The organism is Mesorhizobium sp. M7A.F.Ce.TU.012.03.2.1 (assembly GCF_004006095.1).
Taxonomy (GTDB): Bacteria; Pseudomonadota; Alphaproteobacteria; order Rhizobiales; family Rhizobiaceae; genus Mesorhizobium.
The window spans coordinates 1,058,979-1,070,800 of sequence record NZ_CP034779.1 but is presented as its reverse complement, the minus strand read 5'-3'; the positions used below and the strand labels follow the sequence as shown (position 1 = coordinate 1,070,800).

The window sequence follows — 11,822 nt, the reverse complement described above, 5'->3', positions numbered from 1 at the left end:
CAAAAGGATTTTCCATATGGCAACCGTGAAGGTCGACAAGAGCAACTTCCAGGCCGACGTGCTTGACGCCAACGTACCGGTCGTCGTCGATTTCTGGGCGGAATGGTGCGGTCCCTGCAAGATGATCGCGCCAGCGCTCGAAGACATCGCCACCGAACTCGGCGCCAAGGTCAAGATCGCCAAGCTCAACATCGACGAGAATCCGGAGCTTGCCGCCCAGTTCGGCGTGCGCTCGATCCCGACGCTGATGATCTTCAAGGGCGGCGAAATGGCCGACATGAAGGTCGGTGCGGCGCCCAAGACCGCGCTGTCGCACTGGATCAATGGCAATCTCGCCTGATCCATCTGAAATTCATATGACCATCAAGCCCGGCCTCGCGCCGGGCTTTTTGTTGGCGTCATCGGGTGCGTGGCTCTGGCTCTCGCGTCCGGCCACTCCATGTCATCTGCTTGAGCCAGACAGGAGAAACCCATGACCGGATCCGCCAAGGCCACCGTCTTCATCGACAATGAGCGCGTTATCGTCACCGAGTACCGCTTCGCGCCGGGCGAAAACACCGGCTGGCATCGCCACGGCCACGACTATGTCGTCGTGCCGCTGATGGACGGCAAGGTGAAGCTGTTGACCAAGGACGGCGAGACCTTCGCCGAAATGAAGAAGGGCACGCCCTATTTCCGCAAGGAGGGCGTCGAGCACGACGTCATCAACGCCAATGAAGGCGAATACGCCTTTATCGAGATCGAGCTGAAGTAAGCCGTCAGGGCTGGCAGGCGCTTTTCACCAGTCGGCTATGCGGTCGCCGCCGGCGAATTGTGCACTTTTTTCGGTGTACTCGAACAACTCGATTTTCACGTCGTTTGGATCGCGGATCCAGGCCTGAAATGTGTCATCGCAGGCCAGTTTCTTTGAGGTGACGTCGACACCTTTCGACCTGATGTGGGCGATCGCGGCATCAATGTTCTCCACTTCTAGGCAGAAGTGGTTGATCTGGTTCAGGTCGCCATAGCGGGCCTCGTTTTTCCCGAACACCTCGACATGGCTGCCGCCGCCGCAATCGAGGTAGAACCCGAAAATCTTGCCGTCACGCAGGAAATTGAAGCGGGTGTCCATACCCAGCACGTCGCGATAGAAGCTTCGTGTCGCTTCAAGGTCGTTGGCGAAGATGCAGACATGGGCGAGTTGCTTGACCTTGATCATGACTGGCTCCTCGCAGAAAAATCCGCCTTCAGGTCGGCGGGGTGCCGTTCTCGGCCAGCACCGCGCCGGTCAGATACAACGAACCGCTGATCAGGATGCGTGGCGCCGGGCCGTCCCAGGTGTCGCGCAACAGCATCAGCGCGCTGGCGACGGAACTCACCGGCTCGGCGGTCAGCCCGGCTTCCGTCGCGCGGACCGCCAGTTCGTCGTTTGGCACGCCGGCCTCGCTAAGGCTCACCGGCACCGTGTAGACATGCCGGGCGAGGCCCTTGAAGGCACGGAAATAGCCGCTCTGGTCCTTGGTGTTGATCATGCCCGAGATGAGGAACAGCGGACGCGGGTTCTTCTCTTCCTGCTCGGCCAACGCTTCGGCAACCACCACGCCGGCCCCCGGATTGTGGCCACCGTCGAGCCAGATATCGGCGCCCTTGGGTGCCAGTTCGGCCAGCCGGCCCTGCATCAGCTTCTGCATACGCCCTGGCCAGGCGACATTGATCATCGCCTTTTCGGCGGCGCGATGGCTGATCTCGAAACCGGCCGCCTTGACCGCGGCGATCGCCGCCGCCGCATTGGCGAACTGATGGCGTCCGGGCAGCCTGGGCGGTGGCAGGTCCATCAAGCCGTCTTCGTCCTGGTAGACCATGCGGCCGTTTTCCTCGAAGGCAAGGAAGTCCTGGCCGTAGACGAAGGTGGGGCATTCAAGCCGCTCGGCGGTTTCGATCAGCACCTGCAGCGCCGTTTCGCTCTCCTGCGCGCCGATGACCACCGGACAGCCGGGCTTGATAATACCGGCCTTTTCGGCCGCGATCAGTTCGACACGGTCCCCGAGATAGGCCTCGTGGTCGAGCGACACCGGCATGATCACTGACACGGCCGGCTCCTTGACGACATTGGTCGCGTCGAAGCGGCCGCCGAGCCCGACCTCGATGATGGCGGCGTCGGCCTGGTGTTCGGAAAACAAGAGGAAGGTGACGGCGGTGAGGATCTCGAAGACGGTGATCTTCTCGCCTTCATTGGCTCTGGCCGCACGGGCAATAGCATCGGCGAAAACCCTGTCCTCGACCAGCCTGCCGCCGCCATCGGCGGCCAGCCGGTAACGCTCATACCAGTTGACCAGATGCGGCGAGGTGTGAACATGGACGCGGTAGTCCGCGGCCTCGAGTAGGGCGCGCGAAAAGGCGGCGCACGAGCCTTTGCCGTTGGTGCCGGCGATGTGGATGACCGGTGGCAGCCGATCCTGCGGATCGTCAAGCCGCTCCAGCAGCCGCGAAATGCGGTCGAGCGAAAGGTCGAAGCCTTTCGGATGAAGCGCCATCAGGGCTTCGATTTCGCGGTCGGCGGCAAGCGTCGTCATGGCAGAATCCTAGCGCATGAGCCGTGAAAACCAGAATCGGTTTCGGATGGCCATGGCAATCAAAAGCTACAGCGCGCCGAAGCACCCGTGCAATCGCGGTCGCGGCGCTTCGTGTCGCTTCAGGCTTGCGGCCGAGCTTCCGCGGCGACCACCGCCGGGGGCAGGATTTCCGGCTCCAGCGTTTTTTGCTCTTCCGGCAGCTTGAGCAGCATCTTGAGCAGGCGCGCGATCGTTTCACGCATTTCCAGCCTGGATACGACCATGTCGACCATGCCGTGCTCCATCAGATATTCGGAGCGCTGGAAGCCGTCGGGCAATTTCTCGCGGATCGTCTGTTCGATGACGCGCGGTCCGGCAAAGCCGATCAGCGCGCCGGGCTCGGCAATGTGCACGTCGCCCAGCATGGCATAGGAGGCGGTCACGCCGCCCGTGGTCGGGTTGGTCAAAACGACGATGTAGGGCAGGCCGGCTTCCTTCAGCCGGTCGACACCAACCGTTGTCCGCGGCAATTGCATCAGGGACAAAATACCTTCCTGCATGCGCGCGCCGCCGGAAGCGGCGAACAGGATCAGCGGCCGCTTGCGCTGCAGGGCCACTTCGAAGCCATGCACGATGGCGTCGCCAGCGGCCATGCCGAGCGAGCCGCCCATGAAGGCGAAATCCTGCACCGTGACCACCACCGGCAGACCCTCGACGGTGCCCAGCGCATTGATGATCGCGTCCTCAAGGCCGGTCTTGGCCTTGGCGTCCTTCAACCGGTCGACATAGCGCTTCTCGTCGCGGAATTTCAGCGGATCCTGCATCACCTTGGGGTTGTCCAGGGTCTCGTATTTGCCGCCATCGAAGAAGAATTTCAGCCGCTCCTTGGCCGAAATCTTCATATGATGGCCGGACGAGGGAATGACGAACTGGTTGGATTCCAGGTCCTTGTGGAACACCATCTCGCCGGTCTCCGGATCCTTGATCCAGAGGTTCTCGGGCATGTCGGTGCGCCGGCCGAGCATCGAATTGATCTTCGGGCGAACGTAATTGGTGATCCAGTTCATCGCTTCGGCTCCTGTCCTGACGAGGATTGGGAAGAGGTAGGAGAACTATTCGGCAGCAGCAAGGCGGGCCGAGCGCACGCCTTGCGCAAGGCCGCTGACCAGCGTGGCGACGGCTTCGGCCGGGTCGGCGGTCATCTCGCCCTTCGGTCCCAGCACATTGGCCACCGCATTGACGATCGCGGTGCCGACGACGACACCGTCGGCGTTGGCGCCGATCACCCGCGCCTGCTCGGCGGTCTTGACGCCGAAGCCGACGCAGACCGGCAGGTCGGTATGGCCCTTGATGCGCTTGACCGCCGCCGCCACCTTGCCGGTGTCGGCCAGCGCCGAGCCGGTGATGCCGGTCATCGACACATAGTAGACGAAGCCCGACGTGTTCTGCAGCACTTTCGGCAGGCGCTTGTCGTCGGTCGTCGGTGTCGCCAGCCGGATGAAATTGATGCCGGCCTTGAGCGCCGGAATGCACAGTTCTTCGTCCATCTCGGGCGGCAGGTCGACGACGATCAGCCCGTCGATGCCGCTGGCGATCGCGTCCTTGAGGAAGCGGTCGACGCCATAGATGTAGATCGGATTGTAGTAGCCCATCAGCACGATCGGCGTTTCATTGTCACTGGTCCGGAAGTCGGCCGCCATCTTCAGCGTCTTGACCAGCGTCTGGCCGCCCTTCAGCGCCCGCAGGCCCGCCGCCTGGATCGCCGGGCCGTCGGCCATCGGATCGGAGAACGGCATGCCGAGCTCGATGATGTCGGAGCCTGCGCCGGGCAGTGCCTTCATGATCGACAGGGAGGTGTCGTAGCCAGGGTCGCCGCCCATGAAATAGGTGACGAGCGCCGGGCGGCCTTCGGCTTTCAGTTTTGCCATGCGGCGGTCGATCCGGGTCACCATGTCTGGCCCTTTGGACGAATTTTGCTCATAATCAACTCCCAAATCGAAACTGTCCAAAGGGGCCTAGATCTCCATACCCAGCATCGAGGCCACCGTATGCACGTCCTTGTCGCCACGGCCGGACAGGTTGACGATGACGATCTGGTCCTTGTCCATGGCAGGCACGATCTTCACCGCGTGCGCAATGGCATGCGCGGATTCCAGCGCCGGGATGATGCCTTCGACGCGCGTCGTCAGCTTGAAGGCCTCGAGCGCCTCGTCGTCGAGGATCGGCACGTATTCGACGCGGCCTGAATCGCGCAGCCACGAGTGCTCCGGCCCGACGCCGGGATAATCGAGGCCGGCCGAGATCGAATGGCCGTCCATGATCTGGCCGTCGGCGTTCTGCAGGAGATAGGTGCGGTTGCCATGCAGCACGCCGGGCGCGCCGGCATTCATCGAGGCGCAATGCTCGATGCCGTCAAGGCCGCGTCCGCCGGCCTCGATGCCGATGATGCGGACCTCTTTGTCGTCGAGGAAGGGATGGAACAGGCCGATGGCGTTCGAACCACCGCCGACAGCGGCGATGATGGTGTCCGGCAGTCGGCCTTCCTGCTCGAGGATCTGCGCCCGCGCTTCGGTGCCGATTACCGACTGGAAGTCGCGCACCAGCTCCGGATAGGGATGCGGGCCGGCGGCGGTGCCGATCAGGTAATAGGTGTCCTCGACATTGGTCACCCAGTCGCGCAACGCCTCGTTCATGGCGTCCTTCAGCGTGCCGTGGCCAGCGGTCACCGGCCGGACCTCGGCGCCCAGCAGCTTCATGCGGAAGACGTTGGGGCTTTGCCGGGCGACGTCGGTGGCGCCCATATAGACGACGCAGGGGAAGCCGAAGCGGGCCGCGACCGTGGCCGATGCCACGCCATGTTGGCCGGCGCCGGTCTCGGCGATGATGCGCTTCTTGCCCATGCGCTTGGCCAGCAGGATCTGGCCGAGGCAGTTGTTGATCTTGTGCGAACCGGTGTGGTTCAAATCCTCGCGCTTGAAGTAGACCTTTGCGCCGCCGAGATGCTTCGTGAGGCCTTCGGCGAAATAGAGCTTCGAGGGTCGCCCGGCATAATGGGTCGACAGGTCCGTCAATTCAGCCCTGAAATCCGGATCGTTCTTGACCTCGTTCCAGTGCCGCTCCAGATCGAGGATCAGCGGCATCAGCGTTTCGGCAACGAAACGACCGCCGAAAATGCCGAACATGCCCTGTTCGTCGGGTCCGGTGCGGAAGGAATTGGGTGTCGCCGGCTTGTTCATCGCCGATCTCCTGGCATCTTGACTTATGAAGCATGTCCTTGTCGGAAAACCGGTTCCCACTTTTCCGGGACATGCTCTGGTTTAAGGCACTACTAGGCTGCGCGGGTGTTCCGCGCGGTCCTGACGGCCCGGAAAAACTGTTCGATCAGCGCCGGATCCTTGATGCCCGGCGCGCTTTCCACGCCTGAGGAAATGTCTATTCCGGGCGGGTCGGCAAGCCGAAGGGCATCGCCGATATTGGCGGCGTTGAGCCCACCGGAAAGCATGTAATCGACGCCGCCGTCAAGGCCGGCGAGGATGTGCCAGTCGAAGGCCACACCATTGCCGCCCGGCAGCTCTGAGCCTTTCGGCGGCTTGGCGTCGAACAGGAACCGGTCGGCTATGCCGATGAACGGCTTTGTCCGTTCGAGATCGGCAGCCTCGCTGAGCGGCAGCGCCTTCATCACCGGCAAACCATAACGGGCTTTGACCTCGGCGACGCGCTCGGGCGTTTCCGCGCCATGCAGTTGCAGCATGTCGGGCTGCATTTGGGCAAGGATTTCATCCAGGAAAGCGTCGCTGGCATCGACGGTGACGGCAACCGCCGTCGCTTTGCCGCGCGCCGCCTCGCGCAGACGGCCAGCCTCGGCGGGTTCGACATAGCGTGGGCTTTTGGCGAAGAAGATAAACCCGACATGGCTGGCGCCGCCGGCCAGCGCCGCGGCCATTGCCGCGTCGGTCTTCAAGCCGCAGATCTTGATTTCGAGTGCCATGGCGCGGGAATTGGCATGAAAAGCGATAAGAGTCGAGAAAAAGCATGCTGTTTGCCGGCGCGGCCAAAGGCGCTACCTATGGATGAATAGGACACATGGCGGGAGCACGATCATGACCGACAGGACAATTGCCGAACTCAGGCAGAAGATCGCGCAGGCGCGCGAGGTCATCGCGCACCTGATCGACAAGGCCGCCTTCAACGGCGCCGAGGCGCACCGCGCGCTCGACTATTTCGGCGGCGATGAATTCGACGGCAATTTCCTGCCGTGGCCGCATCATGGCGATGAAGGGCTACGGCCTGAGGACTTGAACGCCGCCAACGACGACTGAGCGATCTACTCGAACATGATCGCCTGCAGCGCACCGCCATTGCGCTTCAGCCAGTCCTTGCAGCGATCGGTGTCGGGGCAGAGCTTTTGGCACAATTTCCAGAATTTCGGACCGTGGTTCATCTCCTTGAGATGCGCCACTTCATGCGCGACGAGGTAGTTGATGACCGGCGACGGCGCCATCATGATGCGCCAGGAAAAGGACAGATTGCCTTCGGAGGTGCATGACCCCCAGCGGCTTGATGTGTCCTTGAAGCGGATAGCCTTGGCGCGCTTGCCGAGCGCCTCGGTGTGTTTGGCCACCAGCTTCTCGATTTCCTTCTTGGCCTCGCGCTTGAGGAAATCGGCGAGGCGACGCGGCAGATGTATGCGGTCGCCATGCACGATCAAGAGCGGGCCACGTTCGTCGCGCGACACGGTGACGGTGCCGCGCTTTGATGGTTCATGGACGATGCGGTGCGGCACGCCGCGCACCGGGATCCTGATGCCGGGCCGCACCTGCGGCCGCGTCGGCACCTTGGCCAGTCGCTGCTCCAGCCAGTCCTGGTGCCGCTCGAGGAACCTGTCCACTTCGCCGCGGCGCAGGCCTGGCGGCACGGTTATGCGTAGACCCTGGCCGCCTGAATCGATGCGCAGCGTCATTCGGCGCGCCCTGGCGCTCTCGACGATCTTGAGCGGCAGCGTGCGGCCGGCGACGCAATATTCGCGCTCCACGACAGGCGTGGGCTTGGGCTTTGTCAGATTGCGAAAGAAGCCGAGAGTCATGGCGGGACGATACGCGATTCGAGAAAAACGACTAGAACAAAAAAGAAACGGCGCCGCTCGCGCGACGCCGTTTTTTCACGATGTGGCCAGTCGCTTGGCCTCAGTCGTCAAGCAGGTTCGAGCCCTTGCCACGCTTGGTGGTCGTCGTTCCGGTGCTTGGATCGGTCTTCGTCGGAGCCGTCGACTTGTTGCGGTTGGCCATGAACCGGTCGAACTCGTCCTGGTCCTTGGCGCGGCGCAATTCGCGGGCATACTCGTCGAACTGGGTCAGCATCTCGTCGAGCTTGCGGCGCTCTTCGTTCAGCCGCTCAAGTTCCTTTTCGCGCCAGTCGTCGAAAGCGACGTTGCCGGTGCGGGCGGAGCCATTGCCCCAGCGCGCGGCCTTGTCGGAACCGCGGCGGCATCCGGCGAAGATGCCGTCGGTCGCGCGGTTGACGTCACGCTTGAAGCCATCGAGGCGGTCGCCCCAGATGATGTAGGCGAGCATGGCGAAGCCGAGTGGCCAGAACACCATGAAACCTACAACCATCAACGCGATGGTTGCCGGCGTCCAGGCCGGACGGATCAATGCGGATGCGTTCATTTTCTCCCATTCCTTCGGTTGGAGACAGCCAAATCCGGGCTGCGTGGAATCGAAATGGGAAGAGAAAAACGGCGATTCAAGACAATGTCCGCCAAATCCGGACAAGCATCTGAAATGATTATCGCTTTTTGATCATATCGAGGAAAAGCACGACCAGCCCGGCAATCAGGCCCCAGAATGCGGCGCCAACGCCGAACAGCGTCAGACCCGACGCGGTGACGACAAAGGTGACGGTGGCGGCCATGCGATCCGCCTCTTCCTTCAGCGCGATAGACAGCGCGTTGGCGAGCGACGCCATCAGCGCCAGGCCTGCCACCAGCACGATCAGGCTCTGCGGCAGCACCGCGAAGATCGCCACCAGCGAAGCGCCGAAAATAGCAAAGATGAGATAGGCGAGTGCATAGAACGGCCCGGTCTTCCAGCGCTCGGCGGGATCGGGGTGGACGTCCGGTCCGGTGCAGATCGCCGCCGAGATCGCCGCCAGATTGGTCGTCGAGCCGCCGAACGGCGCCGACAGCAGCGAAAACAGGCCCGTGACGCCGATCAGCGGGCCGGGCTCCGGGTGATAGCCGGCGGCGCGCAGCACGGCGAGGCCGGACAGGTTTTGCGACGCCATGGTGACGAGGTAGAGCGGCAGTGCCAGGCCGATCACCGCCTTGGTGGTGAAGTCAGGCGCAATCAGCGTAAGCGTCGACAGTTCCGGTGTCGGCAGGCCACCGACACGGCCGGTGAGGAAAGCGGCGAGGCCACCGCCGATCAGAACCGCCAGCACCGACAGCGCCGGGTTGAACAGCCTGATAACGAAGAAGGCAGCGATCAGCGGCAGGATCAGCCACGGGTCGATTGGAATGGTTTTCACCGCATTGAGCGCGAAGGTGACGACGATACCAGCCAACATGCCCGAGGCAACGGAGGGCGGTATCCTCGAGATCAGCTTGGTCAGGGGCCGAAACAGCCCGGTGGCGATCAGAAGGACGCCGGTGACGATGAAGGCGGCGACGGCCTCACCCATCGAAAAGCCGCTCGATGCCGCGATCAGCGCCAGGCCCGGCGTCGACCAGGCGGTGATGACAGGCATCTTCGTGCGCCATGACAGCCACAGGCTCTCGATCGCCATGGCCAGGCAGATCGTCGTCACCCAGCTTGCCGTCTCGATCTGCGTCGCGCCGACTGCGTTGGCGGCTGCGATGACGATGGCCAGCGTGCCGCCGAAGCCGACGATCGCCGCGACGAAAGCGGATATCGGAATGGATGCGCGCATCAGTTTCCCCTCTGCACCATCGCATCGACGGCCCTAACCAGCATGTCGAGATCTTGGGGTCGCGACAGGCGATGGTCGCCGTCGGGGATCAGTGACAGTGTCACGTCGTCGGCGGGCAGCAGGCTGACCACCTTCAGCGCATGGCTTGCCGGCACATCTGCATCGGCCAGACCCTGCAGGATGTGCACCGGGCAATGGGTGTCGATCGGGCCTGTCATAACCCGGTTGTCGCGCCCGTCCTCGATCAGCGCGCGGGTGTAGATGTAGGGTTCCGTGGAATAGTCCGACGGCTCTTCGAAGAAACCTTTTTTGGCGAGATCGCGCTTCTGCGCCTTGGTCAGCACCGGTTCGACCAGTTCGGCGGTGAAATCCGGGGCCGGCGCCAGCAGCACCAGGCCGGCGACGTTGCTATCGCCTGCCTTGCGCAATTCCTGCACCATGCGCAGCGCGATCCAGGCCCCCATCGAGGAGCCGACCAGGACCTGGCTGCCCCGGGTGAAATGCCGGAACACGGCAAGGCTTTGCGCAAGCCATGTCGAAATCGTGCCGTCGGCAAAGGCGCCGCCGGATTCGCCATGGCCGGAATAATCGTGGCGCAGGAAGGCGCGGCCTTCTTTTGCCGCCCAGTCCGACAGCGTCTGAGCCTTCGTGCCCAGCATGTCCGACTTGTAGCCGCCGAGCCAGACGATGCCCGGCGTAGAGCCAGCAGTATGGCGCACCGCGATGCGCGATCCATCTACATCCAGAAAGATTGGGGGCGTGGCAGTCATGGCTTTTCCTCAACGCCGGTCTTGTGACACGGACGGTGGCGTGGCGAAAAGTGCTCACGATGTTGTTTGTTTGGTGCAGAGCAGCGATCAGGGTGATTTTCTGTCAATGCTGTGCTATTGACTCCGCCCGCGCGCTCACCACATTGGCGCGTCCATGCATCAACACTGACAGACCCTGAACGAAACGGCCAAGGAGACCACGACCATTCGCAGACCTTTCAAAGCAGCGGCGCCGACCAAGGATGGCCCGCGCTCCAACCGTGACATCCGGGTTCCCCGGGTCCAGCTTATCGACGCCGAAGGCCAGAACCGCGGCGATGTTTCCATCAACGACGCATTGCTGCTCGCCGAAGAGGCTGGGCTCGATCTCGTCGAGATATCGCCCAATGCGGTACCCCCCGTCGTCAAGATACTCGATCTCGGCAAACTGAAATACGCCAACCAGAAGAAGGCGGCCGAGGCGCGCAAGAACCAGAAGGTCATCGAGATCAAGGAGATCAAGATGCGCCCGAACATCGACAGCCATGACTACGAGACCAAGATGAAGGCGGTTCGCCGCTTCTTCGAGGAAGGCGACAAGGTCAAGCTGACGCTGCGCTTCCGTGGCCGCGAGATGGCGCATATGGAACTCGGCATGCAGCTTCTGAACAAGGTCCGTGAGGAAGTGGCGACGATTGCCAAGGTCGAGGCGGAACCGAAGCTCGAAGGCCGCCAGATGATGATGGTGCTGTCGCCGCGCTAAGATCTGCATCGGCGCGTATCTAGGATCACGATAACGTCAGGCTTGGCCATCGCGCTTAAATCCGCCTGAATCACATCGCAAGGCGTCCCGGCGATCGGCGGGACGCCTTCTTCTTGTTCAGACGCTGCGATCGCCGGCAAAATTCCTGACGATCGGATTCACTATGGTCGATGAAGTCAAGGTTTCGGACGTGGACTTCAAACACGGGCTGGGCAATTACCAGCATATGCGCCGGATAGTGCTTGCCGTTCTCGTGGTCGTGCTGTTTGCAGCATTGCTGTTTGGCCAATCGACGTTTCCGCCCGACACAGCCGTGCACGAGACGATCGAAATGTTCGGCGTGCTGCTGATTTTCCTCGGCATCGTGGGCCGCCTTTGGGCGACACTCTACATAGGCGGGCGCAAATCGTCCGAGGTGGTGACTGGCGGGCCTTACTCGATAACCCGCAACCCGCTCTATGTGTTCTCGACCGTAGCCGCGGCTGGCGTCGGCGCGCAGATCGGTTCGTTCTCCGGCATCATCCTCTTCGGGCTTTTGTGCGCGGGGGCGTTCCATATCGTCATCCTGCGCGAGGAGAAGTTCCTCAAGGAAGCGCTCGGCGCGCCGTATCAGGCCTATCTGGCGCGGGTGCCGCGCTTTTTCCCGAAACTGTCGCTCTACCAGGAGGGCAATACCGGAAACTTCAAGCCGCGCCTGCTGTTGACCACGCTGCTCGACGGTTTGGTCTTCCTCGTCGCGCTGCCGGCCTTTGAATTGATTGACGGCGCCCAGCAGTCAGGCATGTTGCCGGTCTGGTTCACGCTGCCCTGACGAGGACACAGCGCCGCATCTCCACAGGTGTTGCGCGCGGG

At 62.5% G+C, this 11,822-nt stretch carries 15 protein-coding genes; 5 read left to right on the top strand and 10 right to left on the bottom strand.

Annotation, left to right across the window (positions count from 1 at the left end):
* The first annotated feature begins 16 nt into the window (after window positions 1-16).
* Both trxA and EJ079_RS05100 read left to right on the top strand, forming a co-directional pair.
* Window positions 17-340, top strand: a complete 324-nt coding sequence (gene trxA / locus EJ079_RS05105) for a thioredoxin (protein WP_013528326.1) — start codon at window positions 17-19, stop codon at window positions 338-340.
* Between the two features lie 132 nt (window positions 341-472).
* The gene (locus EJ079_RS05100; protein WP_127808266.1) at window positions 473-754 is read left to right on the top strand and encodes a cupin domain-containing protein; all 282 of its coding nucleotides are present in this window, start codon (window positions 473-475) and stop codon (window positions 752-754) included.
* Window positions 755-778: 24 nt separating this feature from the next.
* Here EJ079_RS05100 and EJ079_RS05095 read toward each other — a convergent pair whose 3' ends face one another.
* From EJ079_RS05095 to EJ079_RS05070, 6 genes are all read right to left on the bottom strand, one after another.
* A complete protein-coding gene (locus tag EJ079_RS05095; RefSeq protein ID WP_127380279.1) occupies window positions 779-1,198 on the bottom strand; it encodes a VOC family protein in 420 nt (139 codons plus the stop codon).
* A gap of 28 nt (window positions 1,199-1,226) precedes the next feature.
* Window positions 1,227-2,552: a folylpolyglutamate synthase/dihydrofolate synthase family protein gene (locus EJ079_RS05090; RefSeq protein WP_127301845.1), complete on the bottom strand. Its 1,326-nt coding sequence runs from the start codon at window positions 2,550-2,552 to the stop codon at window positions 1,227-1,229.
* 119 nt (window positions 2,553-2,671) lie between these two features.
* The gene (gene accD / locus EJ079_RS05085) at window positions 2,672-3,598 is read right to left on the bottom strand and encodes an acetyl-CoA carboxylase, carboxyltransferase subunit beta (RefSeq protein ID WP_013528321.1); all 927 of its coding nucleotides are present in this window, start codon (window positions 3,596-3,598) and stop codon (window positions 2,672-2,674) included.
* 45 nt (window positions 3,599-3,643) lie between these two features.
* Window positions 3,644-4,483, bottom strand: coding sequence for a tryptophan synthase subunit alpha (trpA, locus tag EJ079_RS05080; RefSeq protein WP_127808265.1), 840 nt, complete (start codon window positions 4,481-4,483; stop codon window positions 3,644-3,646).
* A 63-nt stretch (window positions 4,484-4,546) separates the two neighbouring features.
* A complete protein-coding gene (gene trpB, locus EJ079_RS05075; protein ID WP_127808264.1) occupies window positions 4,547-5,767 on the bottom strand; it encodes a tryptophan synthase subunit beta in 1,221 nt (406 codons plus the stop codon).
* Between the two features lie 92 nt (window positions 5,768-5,859).
* Window positions 5,860-6,519 carry a phosphoribosylanthranilate isomerase gene (locus EJ079_RS05070; RefSeq protein ID WP_127808263.1) on the bottom strand — a complete coding sequence of 220 codons (660 nt, stop codon included), beginning with the start codon at window positions 6,517-6,519 and terminating at the stop codon, window positions 5,860-5,862.
* Window positions 6,520-6,631: 112 nt separating this feature from the next.
* Here EJ079_RS05070 and EJ079_RS05065 point away from each other — a divergent pair, with 112 nt between their 5' ends.
* Entirely contained in the window at window positions 6,632-6,850 is a 219-nt protein-coding gene (locus tag EJ079_RS05065; protein WP_127289588.1) for a hypothetical protein, read from the top strand.
* A gap of 5 nt (window positions 6,851-6,855) precedes the next feature.
* On the opposite strand, the gene EJ079_RS05060 is transcribed toward EJ079_RS05065, so the two are convergent.
* From EJ079_RS05060 to EJ079_RS05045, 4 genes are all read right to left on the bottom strand, one after another.
* A complete protein-coding gene (locus tag EJ079_RS05060; protein WP_127808262.1) occupies window positions 6,856-7,614 on the bottom strand; it encodes a M48 family metallopeptidase in 759 nt (252 codons plus the stop codon).
* 100 nt (window positions 7,615-7,714) lie between these two features.
* Window positions 7,715-8,197: a DUF2852 domain-containing protein gene (locus tag EJ079_RS05055; protein ID WP_127266800.1), complete on the bottom strand. Its 483-nt coding sequence runs from the start codon at window positions 8,195-8,197 to the stop codon at window positions 7,715-7,717.
* 118 nt (window positions 8,198-8,315) lie between these two features.
* Window positions 8,316-9,458 (bottom strand): benzoate/H(+) symporter BenE family transporter, encoded by a 1,143-nt coding sequence (locus EJ079_RS05050; RefSeq protein WP_127808261.1) that lies wholly within the window; start codon window positions 9,456-9,458, stop codon window positions 8,316-8,318.
* The gene (locus EJ079_RS05045) at window positions 9,458-10,228 is read right to left on the bottom strand and encodes an alpha/beta hydrolase (RefSeq protein ID WP_127808260.1); all 771 of its coding nucleotides are present in this window, start codon (window positions 10,226-10,228) and stop codon (window positions 9,458-9,460) included. The genes EJ079_RS05050 and EJ079_RS05045 overlap by 1 nt, the downstream gene beginning before the upstream one ends.
* Before the next feature lie 205 nt (window positions 10,229-10,433).
* On the opposite strand from EJ079_RS05045, the gene infC reads away from it, so the two are divergent.
* Both infC and EJ079_RS05035 read left to right on the top strand, forming a co-directional pair.
* Entirely contained in the window at window positions 10,434-10,970 is a 537-nt protein-coding gene (gene infC, locus EJ079_RS05040; protein ID WP_013528312.1) for a translation initiation factor IF-3, read from the top strand.
* 163 nt (window positions 10,971-11,133) lie between these two features.
* Window positions 11,134-11,781, top strand: coding sequence for an isoprenylcysteine carboxylmethyltransferase family protein (locus tag EJ079_RS05035; RefSeq protein WP_127808259.1), 648 nt, complete (start codon window positions 11,134-11,136; stop codon window positions 11,779-11,781).
* Window positions 11,782-11,822: the final 41 nt, after the last annotated feature.